Annotated in this window: 18 protein-coding genes and 1 tRNA gene; 8 read left to right on the top strand and 11 right to left on the bottom strand. The window is 65.5% G+C overall.

Annotation, left to right across the window (positions count from 1 at the left end; translation table 11 throughout):
* Window positions 1-162: 162 nt before the first annotated feature.
* Both GVL12_RS16300 and GVL12_RS16295 read right to left on the bottom strand, forming a co-directional pair.
* Complete coding sequence (locus GVL12_RS16300) at window positions 163-459, bottom strand: addiction module antidote protein (RefSeq protein ID WP_159915876.1); 297 nt, start codon at window positions 457-459, stop codon at window positions 163-165.
* Window positions 460-461: 2 nt separating this feature from the next.
* A complete protein-coding gene (locus tag GVL12_RS16295) occupies window positions 462-758 on the bottom strand; it encodes a type II toxin-antitoxin system RelE/ParE family toxin (protein ID WP_159915874.1) in 297 nt (98 codons plus the stop codon).
* Between the two features lie 690 nt (window positions 759-1,448).
* On the opposite strand from GVL12_RS16295, the gene GVL12_RS16290 reads away from it, so the two are divergent.
* The 3 genes from GVL12_RS16290 to GVL12_RS16280 all read left to right on the top strand — a co-directional run bounded on the left by GVL12_RS16290 (window position 1,449) and on the right by GVL12_RS16280 (window position 3,025).
* Entirely contained in the window at window positions 1,449-1,613 is a 165-nt protein-coding gene (locus GVL12_RS16290; RefSeq protein ID WP_159915872.1) for a hypothetical protein, read from the top strand.
* A 56-nt stretch (window positions 1,614-1,669) separates the two neighbouring features.
* Window positions 1,670-1,996, top strand: a complete 327-nt coding sequence (locus tag GVL12_RS16285; RefSeq protein ID WP_159915870.1) for a plasmid stabilization protein — start codon at window positions 1,670-1,672, stop codon at window positions 1,994-1,996.
* Window positions 1,997-2,140: 144 nt separating this feature from the next.
* On the top strand, window positions 2,141-3,025 hold the full coding sequence (locus GVL12_RS16280) for an MBL fold metallo-hydrolase (protein WP_200843814.1): 885 nt from the start codon (window positions 2,141-2,143) through the stop codon (window positions 3,023-3,025).
* A gap of 11 nt (window positions 3,026-3,036) precedes the next feature.
* Here the strand turns inward: GVL12_RS16280 and GVL12_RS16275 are convergent, their stop codons facing one another.
* The 4 genes from GVL12_RS16275 to GVL12_RS16260 all read right to left on the bottom strand — a co-directional run bounded on the left by GVL12_RS16275 (window position 3,037) and on the right by GVL12_RS16260 (window position 7,408).
* On the bottom strand, window positions 3,037-3,879 hold the full coding sequence (locus GVL12_RS16275) for a TlpA disulfide reductase family protein (RefSeq protein WP_159915867.1): 843 nt from the start codon (window positions 3,877-3,879) through the stop codon (window positions 3,037-3,039).
* A gap of 19 nt (window positions 3,880-3,898) precedes the next feature.
* On the bottom strand, window positions 3,899-4,207 hold the full coding sequence (locus GVL12_RS16270; RefSeq protein ID WP_159915866.1) for a hypothetical protein: 309 nt from the start codon (window positions 4,205-4,207) through the stop codon (window positions 3,899-3,901).
* A 142-nt stretch (window positions 4,208-4,349) separates the two neighbouring features.
* Window positions 4,350-4,736, bottom strand: coding sequence for a VanZ family protein (locus GVL12_RS16265; protein WP_159915865.1), 387 nt, complete (start codon window positions 4,734-4,736; stop codon window positions 4,350-4,352).
* Between the two features lie 2 nt (window positions 4,737-4,738).
* Window positions 4,739-7,408: an arginine/lysine/ornithine decarboxylase gene (locus tag GVL12_RS16260; RefSeq protein WP_200843813.1), complete on the bottom strand. Its 2,670-nt coding sequence runs from the start codon at window positions 7,406-7,408 to the stop codon at window positions 4,739-4,741.
* A 143-nt stretch (window positions 7,409-7,551) separates the two neighbouring features.
* On the opposite strand from GVL12_RS16260, the gene GVL12_RS16255 reads away from it, so the two are divergent.
* From GVL12_RS16255 to GVL12_RS16245, 3 genes are all read left to right on the top strand, one after another.
* The gene (locus GVL12_RS16255) at window positions 7,552-7,977 is read left to right on the top strand and encodes an NfeD family protein (RefSeq protein ID WP_159915864.1); all 426 of its coding nucleotides are present in this window, start codon (window positions 7,552-7,554) and stop codon (window positions 7,975-7,977) included.
* 95 nt (window positions 7,978-8,072) lie between these two features.
* Window positions 8,073-8,990, top strand: a complete 918-nt coding sequence (locus GVL12_RS16250; protein WP_159915863.1) for an SPFH domain-containing protein — start codon at window positions 8,073-8,075, stop codon at window positions 8,988-8,990.
* 62 nt (window positions 8,991-9,052) lie between these two features.
* Window positions 9,053-9,142, top strand: a tRNA-Ser gene (locus GVL12_RS16245).
* Between the two features lie 102 nt (window positions 9,143-9,244).
* On the opposite strand, the gene GVL12_RS16240 is transcribed toward GVL12_RS16245, so the two are convergent.
* The 5 genes from GVL12_RS16240 to GVL12_RS16220 all read right to left on the bottom strand — a co-directional run bounded on the left by GVL12_RS16240 (window position 9,245) and on the right by GVL12_RS16220 (window position 13,793).
* On the bottom strand, window positions 9,245-10,003 hold the full coding sequence (locus tag GVL12_RS16240; RefSeq protein ID WP_159915862.1) for an ATP-binding cassette domain-containing protein: 759 nt from the start codon (window positions 10,001-10,003) through the stop codon (window positions 9,245-9,247).
* Window positions 10,004-10,010: 7 nt separating this feature from the next.
* Window positions 10,011-10,787 (bottom strand): ABC transporter permease subunit, encoded by a 777-nt coding sequence (locus GVL12_RS16235; protein ID WP_159915926.1) that lies wholly within the window; start codon window positions 10,785-10,787, stop codon window positions 10,011-10,013.
* A gap of 50 nt (window positions 10,788-10,837) precedes the next feature.
* Window positions 10,838-11,797 (bottom strand): aliphatic sulfonate ABC transporter substrate-binding protein, encoded by a 960-nt coding sequence (locus GVL12_RS16230; RefSeq protein ID WP_159915861.1) that lies wholly within the window; start codon window positions 11,795-11,797, stop codon window positions 10,838-10,840.
* Between the two features lie 29 nt (window positions 11,798-11,826).
* Window positions 11,827-12,996 (bottom strand): FMNH2-dependent alkanesulfonate monooxygenase, encoded by a 1,170-nt coding sequence (ssuD, locus tag GVL12_RS16225; protein WP_235033886.1) that lies wholly within the window; start codon window positions 12,994-12,996, stop codon window positions 11,827-11,829.
* A gap of 401 nt (window positions 12,997-13,397) precedes the next feature.
* Window positions 13,398-13,793: a hypothetical protein gene (locus GVL12_RS16220; RefSeq protein ID WP_159915859.1), complete on the bottom strand. Its 396-nt coding sequence runs from the start codon at window positions 13,791-13,793 to the stop codon at window positions 13,398-13,400.
* 484 nt (window positions 13,794-14,277) lie between these two features.
* Here GVL12_RS16220 and GVL12_RS16215 point away from each other — a divergent pair, with 484 nt between their 5' ends.
* Window positions 14,278-14,814 (top strand): dihydrofolate reductase family protein, encoded by a 537-nt coding sequence (locus tag GVL12_RS16215; protein ID WP_200843812.1) that lies wholly within the window; start codon window positions 14,278-14,280, stop codon window positions 14,812-14,814.
* Window positions 14,815-14,849: 35 nt separating this feature from the next.
* Entirely contained in the window at window positions 14,850-15,392 is a 543-nt protein-coding gene (locus tag GVL12_RS16210) for a TetR/AcrR family transcriptional regulator (protein WP_200843811.1), read from the top strand.
* Window positions 15,393-15,457 lie beyond the last annotated feature (65 nt).

The following is a 15,457-nucleotide window of genomic DNA, read 5'->3' as shown; positions in this document are numbered from 1 at the left end:
CGGCAATCACTCTGGCTGCCGGCGCGGCGCGCAACATGATCTTCGCCCGCTCGGCCATACGCAACGAAGCCCTCGCAGGAGCATTTTTTGTGGGCGAGCGGCCTGGATTGCGACAACGCGTTCGGCCAGCCTGGCGAGCCCATCGCTGGTCAGCAGGGCGCGTTAAGCGCGGATGGGTTGGGCTACCAAGCGAACGCCAAGGGCCCCGCAGACGCGGTTGATGGTGTCAAAACGAGGATGGCTGCCAGGGCGCAGCGCTTTATAAAGTGCCTCGCGGGTCAGGCCGCTAGCGCTGGCAATCTCGCTCATGCCGCGGGCACGGGCAATCACACCAAGGGAGTGGGCCAGCTCGGCGGGGTCGTTTTCTTCCAGCACCAGGGACAGATAGGCGGCTACGTCTTCCTCAGTTTTCAGGTGTTCTGCCATGTCAAAGGTGGGCAGGTTTGCGATCTTGGTCATGCTCAGTCCTCCAGAGTCTTGGACAAGGTAATTGCGGCCTGTATGTCGGCCTGCTGGGAGGACTTGTCCCCACCGCCCAGCATCACCACCAGCACATCGCCGCGCTGCGCGTAGTACATGCGCCACCCGGGGCCGAAGTCCTCGCGCAACTCATGCACGCCATCGCCAACCGGCTTGGTGTCGCCAAGCAAACCGCGCTGCACCTTGTCCAGCCGTTTGGCCAGGCGGATGCGCGTCATCGTGTCGCGTAAGCCGAACAGCCATGCATCGAATTCAGCGGTGCGCTTGATGGTGAACATGTTGGCATTGTAATCGTTCGTTCACATCGGGGAAATCTACACGCATTGGTAGCGCTGAGCGTCGGGAAATGCGCTTTGCGCCCTGCTTGAGCCCTTGATCAACGGCCCCGCTTCGGCGGTAATGCCGTTCACTTAAGGCGAACCTGCCTGATCGGATGGCAGCGGCCGCGCTGGAGGTGATGCACGCGGGGTGAGACGAAATGCACAAGACATGTACAATAAGCGGTACATATGAAGGAGGCAGTTATGCATGTAGTCAGCTTCACCCAGGCGCGCAGCGAGTTCAAGAGTGTCATCGACCGCGTGGTGGGCGACGCATGACGTTGCAAAGCAAGTGGCTGTCAACGGCCGTCGCTGGTGGCGCAACAGCAACGGGGTCATCAAGATCGTGCTGACGATTGCGTACTTTGACCGGCTGGGAGTGCCAAGATTGTCTTGACCTCAAGCTCTCGAACCGCCCGGTGCGGATCCGCATGCCGGGTGGTGTGGCAGGGGTGCCTCCAAGAATGGAGGCCCCCTATGCCGATTGCGCCCAGCATGGGCGCATGCCTACGAGGCATCGTATCGGGGTGACATGGCCCATTTCATCAAATCCCGAAACTGGCAGGGAACGGTGCGGCGTATACGAAGGCGACTGCGCTGTACGCCATTACCTGAGGGGGATGTACTGCCAGCGCCTACCCAGACGGCTTGAAAACCTTGGTACAACGGGAGTCCAAGGAGATCCTGCCCATGCCCATGCAGCACAAAGACCCGCGCAAGGAAGAAGAGCCTTCGCCCGAACCCATCGATCCGCCCACCGACGCGCCACCGCTCGAAGCACCGCAGGATCCGGCCAACGAGCCGAACATCTGAAACGCACCATGACCACGAGGCCCTGTTCGCCCGGCGCCTCGTTGAAGGAGAACGTGATGCCCCGAGGTGACAAGTCGGCCTATACCGACAAGCAAAAGCGCCAGGCCCAACATATCGAAGCCAGCTACGAAGAGCGCGGCGTGGGCCATGAGGAGGCGGAAAAGCGCGCCTGGGCCACGGTCAACAAGGAGACCGGCGGCGGCAAGAAATCGGGCGCGGGGCGCGGCCAGCCGGTCGATCGCTCATCGTCACGCAAGGGGGGCAAGCTCGGCGGCGCAGCATCCGCGGCGCGCACCGCCGCGCAGCGTTCGGCGTCGGCCAAGAAAGCCGCCGCCACGCGCAAGCGCAACGCAGATGCCAAGAAGGCCGATCCCGCGTCCTGAGGCCCACTCTCTGAATAAGCGCGTCCACGGCGCGCCCATGCCATTTACCGCGCGCAGCAAGATGCTGAGACAATCCCGCACTTTGGCGCTATGGCCTTGCCACTGGGGCACAGGTTGCAGGAGCATCGAATGAGCGCACAACGCATGCAGATTGAATCTTTCCATGACCCGGTCACGGGCACGGTGACCCATGTGGTCGCCGACGGGGCAACGGGCCAGGCCGCGGTGATCGACCCGGTGCTGGACTTCGAGCCCCAGTCGGGCACGCTGACCAGCGCTGCGGCAGACCGGGTGATCGACTTCGTGCGTTCGCGCGGCTGGCAACTGCAATGGGTGCTTGAAACCCATGCCCATGCCGACCATCTGTCGGCGGCCCAGCATGTGCGCCATGCACTGGGCGGCAAGGTGGCGATAGGCGCGCGCATCCGGCAGGTGCAGCAGATGTTCCGCAGCGTCTTTCATTTCGAGCGCAGCTTCCTGCCCGACGGCAGCCAGTTCGACCATCTGTTCGAAGATGGCGAGCGCTTTCGCATTGGCGAGCTCGAAGTCACGGCGCTGTGGGTGCCGGGCCATACGCCGGCCGACATGGCCTACCGCGTGCAGGACGCGGTGTTCGTGGGCGACACGCTGTTCATGCCCGACGTGGGCACGGCGCGTGCGGATTTCCCCGGCGGCGACGCGGCGACACTTTATCAATCCATCCAGCGCCTGCTCGCGCTGCCGCAGGACACGCGCCTGTACGTCTGCCACGACTACCCGCCGCCGCAGCGCTGCGCGGCCTGGGTCAGCACGGTGCGCCAGCAGCGCAGCGGCAACATCCATGTGCGCGACGGCATCACGCAGGCGCAGTTCGTGCAGATGCGCACCGCGCGCGACGCGACGCTGGCCATGCCTACATTGATCCTGCCGGCCGTGCAGGTGAATGTGCGCGCGGGCAAGTTGCCGCCCGCGCAGGACGATGGGCGTGCCTACATCCAGGTGCCTATCAATGCGTTCCTCAACGACGGGGCCGTGCCGCCGGGGCTGTGACCCTGGGCGGCTTACGGTGGCGTCTTGGTTGGGGCGGGCGGTTCGATGCGCTGCAGATGCTGGCCCAGCGAGCCGGCCGAGACTTCGCCGGTGCGCAGGTCGGCGAGCTGGCCCTGGGCGTTGTAGAACAAGGTCGTGGGCAAGGTGCTGCGTCCCAGCATCTGCCCCAGGCGGCTTGGCAGGTCGAGCAAAACGGCGTCGGGCGGCAGGCCGTGCTGGGCGGAAAAGCGCTGCACGACTTCGGGCGATTCGCCCTGGTTGACCCACAGAAAGCGGATTTCCGGGTGGGCGCGCTGCGCCTGCAGCAACACCGGCATTTCGCGCCGGCAGGGAGGGCACCAGCTGGCCCAGAGGTTGATGACCACGGGCGTGCCGGTCAAGGCGGGCAGGTCGACGGTGCGCGCATCGAGCGCCACGGCGCTGAACACCGGCAACTGCGCCGGCGGGCCGGCGAGGGCGCGCGACACCGCCTGGGCGCCCAGCCACAGCGCGCAAAACAGGCCCAGGCCCCAGAGCAGTGGCCGGCCTGCGGGGTGGCTGCGCCAGGCCAGCACCAGTCCATAGATCAAGGCGACGAGCAGGCCGGTCCATGGGAACCAGCCGCCGTCGCGGATATCGAGAATGCCCAGCAGGCTTGCCGGGCTGCCCGCATAGCCCTCCCAATGCGCGGCGACAAAGCCCGCGCGGGCACTCGCCCAGCCCGCGAAGGGCAGCAGCCAGCCATGCAGGCTTAGCGTCCGGCCCTGGCGCCGCACCCGGCGCTCGGCCACAAAGCTCCCCGCTTGCCAGGCGACAAACAGCACCAGCCAGGACACAGGCAAGGCCAGGGGCCCGAGTTGCAGGATCTGGTCCATTGCGGGTGCGAGGGGGCCGTCAGGAGCGGATGTAGATCCAGCCCGCGGCTTGCAGGGCGGCAATTTCAAGCACGGCCGGGCCGGCCAGCACTTGCAGCGGCGCGTGCGGTACGCGCTGCAGGTGCATCAGCGTGTTGGGGCACAGGGCGGTATGCGCGTCGGCCTGCGCGTGGGGAATATCGAGTGCAGCGGCCACGGCCTGGGCGTTGGCGATGATGCGGATGCGACAGTCGGGGTTGGCTTCCTGGGCGTTCATGAGGCTGTTGCGCGCGCGGGCCAGGGATTCGAGCGTCGGGGCGTGCATCAGGATGGGAGGCAGGTCGGTCATGGCCGGGTTCCAGTGAAGAGGAGGAGAAGAAGAGCGCAGCGCGGGGCGCGGCGCGGTCTGCAGGCATTGTGCGGGGGAAGGCGCCGCCGCGCAGCGGCGCAGGGCAATGCCCGGCTGCGCAGCTGCGATGACTCGATGGTTTTTACCGCAGCTGTGCCAGGCGCGCGCGGCCATGGCGCGCGGGCCGAAGGCCCGGCGTCACGCCGAGCACCGCGCCCAGCGTGTTGGCCAGCGCATCGAGGGCTTCGGCGCTGCGCGTCAGCGTGAACTGCCACTGCCCCCATTCGATGGCGAGGCCATAGGCCGCGCACAATGCCACGATAGAAATGCCGGTGCGCAGGGTGGCGCGGCCTACGCTGCGCCACAGCAGCCAGGCGAGCAGGGCGTGCATGCCCGCATGCGCGAGCTTGTCGATATGCGGCAGGCGCCACAAGGCGGGGGCCGATCCGCCCGCTTCCTGCAGGCAGCCCCAGGCCATGGCGGCTGCCCAGCCAAAGGCCGCCAGGCGCCAGGCCCAGGCGGGCGGCATGATCAGATCTTTCGGCTGAACTCGTCAGCGCCGACCTGCACCAGCGTCTTCTTGCCCTTGCCCTGCGTCGCCGTGGCGCGGGCCGTGCGCTTGGCGGTGGTGCGGTCTTCGGTCATGGTGGCGACATCTTCGGGCGTCGCGGTTTTCACCGCGGCCTTGGCCGGTGCCTTCGCCGCTGTTTTGGCTGCGGTTTTTGCGGGGGCTTTGGCGGGCGTTTTTGCCGCGGTCTTGGCAGGCGTCCTGGCCGCAGCCTTCGCAGGCGCCTGGGCTGCCGCGGTCTTCACCGCTGCCTTCGCGGGCGCTTTGACCGCTGCCTTGGCCGTGGTCTTCACTGCAGCCTTGGCTGGCGCCTTGGCGCGTGATGCAGCCGCCGGCTTGGCCGCGACCTTGGGGGCTTCGGCCACGCAGTCGGCGTAGTAGCGCACCACGCCGGCTTCGTCCTCTTCCTCGACCAGGCCGTGGATGTCGGTTTCAAAGCCCGGGCACACCTTGGCGAAATCGCGCGCGAACAGCAGATAGTCGACGATCTTCTTGTTGAAGACTTCGCCGGGAATCAAGAGCGGAATGCCCGGCGGGTAGGGCGTGACCAGGCCCACGGTGGTGCGGCCTTCGAGGCGGTCGATCTCCACGCGCTCGGTCCTGCGCTGCGCGATATGCGCGTAGGCGTCCGAAGGCTTCATCGACGGCGTGAGGTCCGAGAGGTACATCTCGGTCGTCAGGCGGGCGATGTCGTGCTTGGCGTACATCTGGTGCACATGCTGGCACAGGTCGCGCAGGCCCATGCGCTCGTACTGCCGGTGCTGCTGGCAGAACTCGGGCAGGATGCGGTACATCGGCTGGTTCTTCTCGTAATCGTCCTTGAATTGCTGCAAGGCCGTGAGCATGGTGTTCCAGCGGCCCTTGGTGATGCCGATGGTGAACATGATGAAGAACGAATACAGGCCGGTCTTCTCGACCACCACGCCGTGCTCGGACAGGTACTTGGTGACGATGGACGCGGGAATGCCGGTCTTGTCGAACGCGCCGTCGAGGTTCAGGCCGGGCGTGACGATGGTCGACTTGATCGGGTCGAGCATGTTGAAGCCGTCGGCCAGATCGCCGAAGCCATGCCATTTGGCCGAAGCCTTCTTGCCCTTGGACTTGGCGCGGAAGATCCAGTCTTCGGCGGTGCCCAGGCCTTCTTCGATGATGTCGTCAGGACCCCAGACGGTGAACCACCAGTCGTCCTTGCCGAATTCCTCTTCGACCTTGCGCATCGCGCGGCGGAAGTCCAGCGCCTCGGCCAGGCTTTCCTCGACCAGCGCCGTGCCCGCGGGCGGCTCCATCATCGCCGCGGCCACGTCGCAGCTCGCAATGATGCTGTACTGCGGGCTGGTCGAGGTGTGCATCAGGTACGCCTCGTTGAACAGGTGGCGGTCGAGCTTTTGCGTCTGCGAGTCCTGCACCAGCACATGCGAAGCCTGGCTGATGCCGGCCAGCAGCTTGTGAATGGACTGCGTCGCATAGACCACCGAATGCTTGGGGCGCGCGCGCTTCTTGCCCATCGCGTGGTAGCTGCCGTAGAAGGGGTGGAAGGCCGCGTGCGGCAACCAGGCTTCATCGAAGTGCAGGTTTTCCACATAGCCGTCGACCATGCTCTTGATGGTTTCGGTGTTGTAGAGCACGCCGTCGTAGGTCGACTGCGTCAGCGTGAGCACGCGCGGCTTGACGGCCTTCGCGTCCACGCCCTGCAGCAGTGGATTGGCGGCGATCTTGGCCTGGATGGTCTCGGGCGCGAATTCGCTTTGCGGAATGGGCCCGATGATGCCGAAGTGGTTGCGCGTGGGCTTGAGGAACACCGGAATCGCGCCCGTCATGATGATCGCGTGCAGCACCGACTTGTGGCAGTTGCGGTCCACCACCACCACGTCGCCCGAGGCCACGGTGTGGTGCCAGACGATCTTGTTCGATGTCGACGTGCCGTTGGTCACGAAGAAGCAGTGGTCGGCATTGAAGATGCGCGCGGCATTGCGTTCGCTGGCGCCGATGGCGCCGTTGTGGTCCAGCAGCTGGCCCAGTTCCTCGACGGCATTGCAGACGTCGGCGCGCAGCATGTTCTCACCGTAGAACTGGTGGTACATCTGGCCCACGGGGCTCTTGAGAAACGCCACGCCGCCCGAGTGCCCGGGGCAGTGCCAGCTGTACGAGCCGTCTTCGGCGTAGTCGAGCAGCGCCTTGAAGAACGGCGGCTGCACGCTTTCGAGGTAGTTCTTGGCTTCGCGGATGATGTGCTTGGCGACAAATTCGGGGGTGTCCTCGAACATGTGGATGAAGCCATGCAGCTCGCGCAGGATGTCGTTGGGCAGGTGGCGGCTGGTCTTGGTCTCGCCGTGCACGTAGATCGGCACATCGGCGTTCTTGCGGCGCACTTCCTCGATGAACTTGCGCAGGCTCAGCACGATGGGGTCCAGCCCCGATCCCAATGTGAACTCTTCGTCGTCGATCGAGAGAATGAAGGCGCTGGCCCGACTCTGCTGCTGGGCGAATTGCGTCAGGTCGCCGTAGCTGGTGACGCCCAGCACTTCAAAACCTTCAGTCTCGATGGCCTGCGCCAGGGCACGAATGCCCAGACCCGAGGTATTCTCGGAGCGGTAGTCCTCATCAATGATGATGATGGGAAAGCGGAATTTCATGCGCAGCCTCCGTTGTGTCGGGCTTAAAAAAACGAAACAGGCGCGAGTGTAAGGAATATCCTTATTGCGCCTGTGAAAGCAGCACCTTATCACCCCATAACTGTGGTGAACTACAGACATCGAAATAGACAGGAGGCGGGCGTATGGCAAGTTTTACGGTGTGGTGGCTGATTGCGGGCGCACTGGTCACGGCCGAGTTGCTCACGGGCAGCTTTTATCTGCTGATGCTGGCGGTAGGCGCCGTGGCGGGGGCGCTCGCGGCCCACCTTGGCGCTTCCGAAACCGGGCAGATTCTGTCAGCCGCGCTGGTGGGCGCGGCCGCCGTCGTCGCCTGCTATCTGCTGCGCCGGCGCCAGGTGCGCCTGCAGCCCGCGCAAAGCAACCGCAGCATGAATCTGGACATCGGCGAATCGGTCCAGGTCGAGAGCTGGGCGGCCGACGGTACGGCGCAGGTGCGCTACCGCGGCGCGCAGTGGACCGTGGTGCTGCGTCCGGGCAATGCGCCGACTCCCGGCACGCACCGTGTGGCCGAAGTCATAGGCAATCGCCTGCTTGTCGACAAGCTCTAGACCACCGCGGGCGCGGGCGGCCCATCGCCGCCCAGATCCGCAGATTTTCTTTGTCAGCGAATTTCAACCACGCCCCGAAGGGGGAGGGAGACACCATGGAAGTTGCCATCATTCTTCTGGTCATTGCGGCCATTTTCATTGCACGCTCGATCAAGGTCGTGCCCCAGCAGAACGCCTGGGTCAAGGAGCGCCTGGGAAAATACGCAGGCACGCTCACCCCGGGCCTGAACTTCCTCGTGCCGTTCGTCGACCGCGTGGCCTACAAGCACAGCCTCAAGGAAATCCCGCTCGATGTGCCCAGCCAGGTCTGCATCACGCGCGACAACACCCAACTGCAGGTCGACGGCATCCTGTACTTCCAGGTCACCGACCCGATGCGCGCCAGCTACGGCTCGTCCAACTACATCATGGCGGTGACGCAACTGGCCCAGACGTCGCTGCGCAGCGTGATCGGCAAGCTCGAACTCGACAAGACTTTCGAAGAGCGCGGCATGATCAATACGCAGATCGTTGCGGCCATTGACGAAGCGGCGCTCAATTGGGGCGTCAAGGTGCTGCGCTATGAAATCAAGGACTTGACGCCGCCCGCGGAAATCCTGCGCTCCATGCAGGCACAGATCACGGCCGAGCGCGAAAAGCGCGCGCTGATCGCTGCTTCCGAAGGCCGCCGCCAGGAACAGATCAATATCGCCACCGGCGAACGCGAAGCTTTCATTGCGCGCTCCGAAGGCGAGAAGCAGGCCGCGATCAACAATGCCCAGGGCGAAGCCGCAGCCATCACCACCGTCGCCGAGGCCACGGCCACGGCGCTCGAGCGCATCGCCGAAGCCATCCGCCAGCCCGGCGGCGAGCAGGCCGTGCAGCTCAAGGTGGCCCAGAGCGCCGTCGAAGCCTACGGCAAGGTCGCTGCCGACGCCCAGACCACGCTGATCGTGCCGAGCAACATGACCGAAGTCTCCAGCCTCATCACTTCGGCGATGAAGATGGTGCAGGTCGGCGGCGCGCGCAACTAATTTCGCAAATTTCGCGCAGTTCGTTTTTGGATAGCGAAACTGTTGCTACAATTGCGGTCTTCGGAGAGGTGGATGAGTGGCTTAAGTCGCACGCCTGGAAAGCGTGTGTGGGTTTATCCCCACCGCGGGTTCGAATCCCGCCCTCTCCGCCAAAACAATTTCCCGGTGCCAATCGGGAAAGCAAAAAGCCACCTTCGGGTGGCTTTTCTGTTTTCTGTGATTCGTCCAGTTGAGTCAAGCTATTGCCGGACGGGTCAGTGCGCGGCGGCCGCCGCCCCCTCGAACAGGTGGCCGAGAATCTCGTCTTCCAGTTGGCCCAGCTCCACCTGGCCACGCCGGCGCGGACGCGGCACGGACACCAGCACGTCCAGCGCGATGGCGCCGTCGTCGATCAGCACGATGCGGTCGGCCAGCGCCAGGGCTTCGCTCACGTCGTGCGTGACCAGCACGGCAGAGAAGCCCTGGTGTTGCCAGATGCTCTCCAGCAGCTTGTGCATCTCTATGCGCGTGAGCGCATCGAGCGCGCCCAGCGGCTCGTCGAGCAGCAGCAAACGGGGCCGGCTGGCCAACGCGCGCGCCAGGGCCACGCGCTGGCGCTGGCCGCCCGAGAGCACGCCGGGCCAGTCGTCGGCCCGGTCGGCCAGGCCCACTTCGTTGAGCAATTCCAGCGCGCGCTTGCGCCGCTCGGCGGGCGATTCGGTCTCGGGCACGCCCACTTCGACGTTCTCGATCACGCGCGCCCAGGGCAGCAGGCGCGGCTCCTGGAACATGATGCGGGCGCTGGCCCGCGCCGGGTCGTCGCCGGTTGCGAGTTGCACGCGGCCACGCGTGGGCGCGTCCAGCCCGGCGAGCAGGCGCAGCAGCGTGCTCTTGCCGCAGCCGCTGCGTCCTATGACGGCGACGAACTGGCCGGCCGGCACCGCCAGGTCGATGCCACGCAATACGGCTTTGCCGCCAAAGTCCTTGAAGACGCCCTCCAGCCGGAACGCACCGCCTTGATCTGTATGGGACATGGGTCGTTTACTTTCTGAACGAGGGATGCCATTGCAGTGTGCGGCGTTCCAGCGAGCGCGCCACGCTGTCGGCCAGTTTTCCGAGCAAGGCGTAGATCAGTATCGCCAGCACGACCACGTCGACCAGCAGGAACTCGCGCGCCTGCATGGCCATGTAGCCCAGGCCGGACGAGGCGGCGATGGTCTCGGCGACGATGAGTGTGAGCCACATGATGCCCAGGCCGTAGCGCAGCCCGACAAAGATCGAGGGCAGGGCGCCTGGCAGCAGCACGCGCAGGAACAGCGTGCGGCGCGACATGCCGTAGGCGCGCCCCATCTCTATCAGCTGCGTGTCCACGGTCAGTATGCCCAGCAGCGTGTTGACGTAGATCGGGAAGAACACGCCCAGGGCCACCAGGAACAGCTTGGCGCCTTCGTCAATGCCGAACCAGATGATCACCAGCGGCACCAGCGCGAGGTGCGGCACGTTGCGGACCATCTGCAAGGTGGTGTCGGTGAAGTTGCGGCTGCGCGCCGACAGGCCATTGGCCAGTCCCAGCGCAAACCCGATCAGCCCGCCCACGATGAACCCTGCGAGGGCGCGCGCGCCGCTGACGCCGATATGTGCCAGCAGTTCGCCCTTGAGCAGCAACCGCCAGCCGGCCGCGAACACCGCGCTGGGCGCGGGCAGGATGGTTGCGGGCAGCAACTCCAGAACCGATGCCGCTTCCCAGAGCAGCAACAGGCCCACAGGCAGCAGCCAGCCAATGCCGCCGTCGGCCAGCCAGCGCCGCCATGCGGTCAGCCAGGCGGGCGGTGGTGCGGGCCGGGCGGTGACGGCGGTATCGACCGTGCTCAAAGTGCCGTTGCTTTCCACAGGATCTCCTTGGGGTCGACTTTCTTGGGAACGATGCCGAGTTCATAGAAGGACGCCGCGAGTTCACGCTGCGAGCGGATGTGCGCGTCGGTGACGGTGCTCCAGGCATACGGGGCGCGCTGGAAGGCGAGCAGCGTCGATTCCAGCTCTACGCCTGTCTCCTTGGCGTAGAACTCCGCGAGTTCCTTGCGGTTGTCGCCCGCCCATACGATCAGCTTGCCGATTTCCTCAAGCACGGCCGACAGCACGGCCGGGTACTTCTGCGCGGCATCCCGGTTGGCCAGATAGTAGGAGTAGCTCGCCAAATGGGGGGCCGTGGTGTCGATCAGCACGCGGGCGTTGTAACGCTGCTGCGCGATGGCGAAGTAGGGGTCCCAGACGGACCAGGCGTCGACCCGGCCGCCGTTGAATGCAGCCGTGGCGTCCGCGGGCGAGAGATACACCGGTTCGATGTCCTTGGGGCTCAGGCCGACGTGGGCGAGCGCGCGCACCGTCAGGGCATGGGCGCTGGAGCCCCGGCCGAAGGCCACGCGCTTGCCCTTGAGGTCGGCCACGGTCTTGATCGGCGAATCCTTGGGCACCAGGATGGCGCTCAGCGAAGACGGCGTTGTGGCGACATAGGCCACCTTGGCGCCGGCCACCTGGGCAAAGATCGGCGGCGTGTCGCCCACGGCGCCTATGTCCACCGCGCCCACACCCAGTCCTTCGAGCAGCGGCGGGCCGAACTGGAACTCGACCCACTTCACGCTGTCCACGCCCAGCGCCTTGAGGCGCTTTTCGAAGACCTGGTTGTGCTTGGCCAGCACCATGATCGCCGAGCCTTTTTGCCAGCCGATCTTGAATTCCTTGGGTGCGGCCTGCTGGGCCTGGCCCAGCGTTGGCAAACCTGCGGCGGCCAGGGCCAGCAGGCCGGAGTTGAACTGTCTTCTGGATGTCATGGGAGTGTTTCTATTTTGAAGTGCTGCACTCACGACGCCGACTGCAGGCGCGTCGTTGCGAGAGAGGAAAACTCGTTGCCATAGGCGCGCGGTGGCGCATCCGGCCGGCGTGTGGACAGGCCCAGGCGCGGGAACAACAGCTCGGCCGTGCGGTACGCCTCTTCGAGGTGTGGATAGCCCGAACCGATGATGGTGTCGATTCCCGCCGCCTGGTATTCGCGTATGCGCTGTGCCACGCTGTCGGCATCGCCCACCAGCGCGGTGCCGGCGCCGCCGCGCACCAGGCCTATGCCGGCCCACAGGTTGGGCGCGACCCACAGCCGCTCGCGGTCGCCGCCGTGCAGCGCGGACATGCGCCGCTGGCCCACCGAGTCCATTTCCTTGGTGAAGCGCTGCTGCGCCTTGGCGATCTGCTCGTCGGTGACATGGCTGATCAGGTGTTCGGCGGCCGCGCGCGCTTCGGCGTCCGTTTCGCGCACGATGAAGTGCAGGCGAATGCCAAAGCGCAAGGTGCGCCCGCGTGCCGCGGCCTGCTGGCGCACGGCGGCAATTTTCTGGGCCACCTGCTCGACCGGCTCGCCCCAGGTGAGATAGAGCTCGGTCTGGTCCGCGGCCAGCGCCTGCCCCGCTTCGGAAGAGCCGCCGAAGTACAGCGGCGGCCGGGGCTGCTGCACCGGCGGAAAGTCCAGCCGTGCGCCTTGGACCTTGTAGTGCTTGCCGGTGAAATCCACCGTTTCGCCGGCCAGCAGGGATTGCCATATGTGCAGGAATTCGCCGGCCTGCTCATAGCGCTCGTCGTGCGAGAGGAACAGGCCATCGCCAGCCAGTTCGGTGGGGTTGCCGCCCACCACCACGTTGAGCAGCAGGCGCCCGTTGCTCAGACGGTCCAGCGCCGCGGTCTGGCGCGCCGCGTAGGTCGGCTGCACCACGCCGGGGCGAAGGGCCACGAGGAACTTGAGCCGGCTGGTCGCGGTTGCCAGGCCGGTGGCCGTGATCCACGAGTCCTCGCAGGCCTGGCCCGTGGGCAGCAGCACGCCCTCATAGCCCAGGTGTTCCACCGACGTGGCCACGTTGCGGAAGTAATTGAAATCGGGCGGACGCTGGCGTGTTTCGGATCCGAGGTACGAACCGTCGCCATGCGTGGGGATGAACCAGAAGAAATGGGGTGGCGCCTCCTGGCGCGTGACGACGTCGTTCACATGGGCTCCGATGGGAGTGAAAAATGTGAGACGAGTCTGGGACCGGGGCCCCAGATTTCCAACGACCATTTCAGTGCTTGCATATGCGAAATCCGCATAAATCTGGCGTGCGCAGGCCCGCGCAGGCGCATCCCATCGGGAGCGTGACCCGCCGCCCGACAGTGAGCTGATCGCCTGCCTGATGGCGCTGCGCCAGACGAGACAAGCAGTTCATCCAGCCATTGGAGACAGCTCTGTCCGCCGTCTGGAAGACCGGTTTTCAGGCGTCCAGCGATGCCTGGGGGCTGGCGCCCAGGCGCTGGAATTGCACCGGTCCTTGCTGCATTCCATCGACGCGCATGAACCGCAGGGGGCGCAAGCCGCCGTGCTGGCGCTGATCGCACGCGCGGTGGCGCGCATCGTCAGCCGAAGATGGCGTAGCCTTCCGTGATACGGCTCAAGACCGCGGACAGCGAGAGCAGCATGACCAGCACGATGCCGGCCGAAAACAGGGCGCTGAAAAATGTCAGGCTGCGCAGCGCCGCGGGATGCCCCTCGTCGCCCGGCGCGGGTGCGGCCCAGAGCCTGAACAGGTGATGCTGCATCTTGAATTGCACAAAGCCAATCAGCGCATACAGCAACGCCACGACCACGCTGACGGTGATTGCCTGTGATCCCGTGGCAACGAACACCCCGTTGGTCGCGATGATCGCGGCATTGAGCCAGCACAGTGCGGCAGCCAGCACCATCACGCCCTTGGCGAGCCTGCGTCGCAAGGGCTTGGATGGCGGTACGGAGTCGGTATTTCGGATGGTCATCGCGCAAACCGGGATGGGTCTCAGGCTGAATGTTGCATGCCCGCAGGGGGAGTGCTTTCGTCGGTGGTGCCTGGCACGTCGACGCCGCCAAGCCACTGTACCAAAGGGGGACTGCCGGGCCGCATCTGAGAACGTGTTCATGATCTCAACGCGTCGCGTTGGGACGCAATCGGGATGAGTTCGAAGCGCTGGGGCGCAGCTTGCACCGGGGTGCAAGCAAGCTGCAGCGCGAAGAAATCGCCCGATTTCGTCCCAACCCTTCGGGACAGAGCCTTGGCGGGCGGTCTGCGTCGTTGCAGATCCTCGCAATAGCAGGGCTATTGCTGCGGTACTGCGCCTAGCATCCCATCCCGCCAAGGCTCTGTCGCGGCGCGAAGAGATCGTGAACACGTTCTGAGTGCTGTGCGAAGGCGCTGCCAGCCGGGCTTGGGACAGGAAGCAATTTTCGCACAATAATATACGTTGTATATTTATTGGAATCCACATGGCCACCGCACATGTTTTCATTGCCACCAGCCTGGATGGCTTCATTGCCCGCCCCGATGGTGATATCGATTGGCTGCTGCAGCGCGACGATGCGAACGAGGACCATGGCTACGCGGACTTCATTGCCGACAAGGACCTGATCGTGATGGGTCGGGGCACCTACGAGAAGATGCTGACGCTCGGCCCCTGGACTTATGACCGTCCCGTGCTGGTGCTGTCGAAACAGCTGGCCGATGCGGCCGTGCCCGAGGCGCTGCAGGGCAAAGTCCGGTTCAGCGGCAGCGCTCCCCGTGAGGTGATGGATACATTGGCCCGGCAGAACGTGCGCCGGGTCTATGTCGATGGGGGGCAACTGGTGCAGTCCTTTCTGCGCGACGGGCTGGTCGCCGATATGGTGATCACCACGGTGCCCGTGCTGCTGGGGTCGGGAAGGCGCTTGTTCGGCGCGCTGTCCCGGGATATCGATTGGACGCTGCTCTCCAGCCGCAGCTTCCCTTCGGGCCTGGTGCAGTCCAGCTATCGGCAGGTGCCATGACACGCGCGCGCGGGCGCCCGGCCCAGGGGCAGGGGATGTCACGCGATGACATCCTGGCTGCGGCACTGGTGCTGCTGGGCGAAGGGGCAGGCCAGGGCCTGACGATGCGCGCCCTGGCCGCGCGGCTGGGCGTCACGCCCATGAGCCTCTACCGCCACGTCGGCGACCAGGCCGGGCTGCTGCGGGCGCTGGCCGACCAGGTGTATGTCCAGGCGCTTGATGAGCCGGTGGGGCTGGCCGGCGAACGGGCGCAAATCCGGGCGCTGCTCACCCGCTACCACCAGGCCGTGGGCCGGTATCCGCAACTGACGCTGGCGATTTTTGCGACGCCGCAAGCTTTCGCCGGCGTGACACGCCAGATCACCGCGCGTTTGACCGCCTTGCTGGCGCGGATCACCGACTCCCCCTTGCTTTGGCGCGACATTCTTGTTGACCATGCGCATGGCAGCGGCCTGGCGCTGGCCGCGGGACAGGCGCAGCCGGCGCAGATAGAGGACATGGCGCTGCAGTACCAGCAGGCGCTCGATCGGCTGCTCGATGCGGTGTGCGGGTCGACAGCGGGCAGTCCACGGGGCTGATGCGCTCGCCGCGTTCCAGCTTCGCCCTGTGTCTCTGAGAACGGTACAGTGTCGAAGTCATGCGC

Source organism: Pantoea sp. 18069, from assembly GCF_902706035.1.
In the GTDB taxonomy this organism is placed as follows: Bacteria; Pseudomonadota; Gammaproteobacteria; order Burkholderiales; family Burkholderiaceae_C; genus Comamonas.
The sequence above is the reverse complement of the archived record's forward strand: the minus strand, read 5'-3'. Positions and strand labels throughout refer to the sequence as shown.

Excerpts from the sequence above, each read along its gene's own strand:
- GVL12_RS16300 (WP_159915876.1), bottom strand. The coding sequence starts at position 459 with ATGACCAAGATCGCAAACCTGCCCACCTTTGACATGGCAGAACACCTG.
- GVL12_RS16295 (WP_159915874.1), bottom strand. The coding sequence starts at position 758 with ATGTTCACCATCAAGCGCACCGCTGAATTCGATGCATGGCTGTTCGGC.
- GVL12_RS16285 (WP_159915870.1), top strand. The coding sequence starts at position 1,670 with ATGCCCCGAGGTGACAAGTCGGCCTATACCGACAAGCAAAAGCGCCAG.
- GVL12_RS16280 (WP_200843814.1), top strand. The coding sequence starts at position 2,141 with ATGCAGATTGAATCTTTCCATGACCCGGTCACGGGCACGGTGACCCAT.
- GVL12_RS16275 (WP_159915867.1), bottom strand. The coding sequence starts at position 3,879 with ATGGACCAGATCCTGCAACTCGGGCCCCTGGCCTTGCCTGTGTCCTGG.
- GVL12_RS16270 (WP_159915866.1), bottom strand. The coding sequence starts at position 4,207 with ATGACCGACCTGCCTCCCATCCTGATGCACGCCCCGACGCTCGAATCC.
- GVL12_RS16265 (WP_159915865.1), bottom strand. The coding sequence starts at position 4,736 with ATGCCGCCCGCCTGGGCCTGGCGCCTGGCGGCCTTTGGCTGGGCAGCC.
- GVL12_RS16260 (WP_200843813.1), bottom strand. The coding sequence starts at position 7,408 with ATGAAATTCCGCTTTCCCATCATCATCATTGATGAGGACTACCGCTCC.
- GVL12_RS16255 (WP_159915864.1), top strand. The coding sequence starts at position 7,552 with ATGGCAAGTTTTACGGTGTGGTGGCTGATTGCGGGCGCACTGGTCACG.
- GVL12_RS16250 (WP_159915863.1), top strand. The coding sequence starts at position 8,073 with ATGGAAGTTGCCATCATTCTTCTGGTCATTGCGGCCATTTTCATTGCA.
- GVL12_RS16240 (WP_159915862.1), bottom strand. The coding sequence starts at position 10,003 with ATGTCCCATACAGATCAAGGCGGTGCGTTCCGGCTGGAGGGCGTCTTC.
- GVL12_RS16230 (WP_159915861.1), bottom strand. The coding sequence starts at position 11,797 with ATGACATCCAGAAGACAGTTCAACTCCGGCCTGCTGGCCCTGGCCGCC.
- GVL12_RS16220 (WP_159915859.1), bottom strand. The coding sequence starts at position 13,793 with ATGACCATCCGAAATACCGACTCCGTACCGCCATCCAAGCCCTTGCGA.
- GVL12_RS16215 (WP_200843812.1), top strand. The coding sequence starts at position 14,278 with ATGGCCACCGCACATGTTTTCATTGCCACCAGCCTGGATGGCTTCATT.
- GVL12_RS16210 (WP_200843811.1), top strand. The coding sequence starts at position 14,850 with ATGTCACGCGATGACATCCTGGCTGCGGCACTGGTGCTGCTGGGCGAA.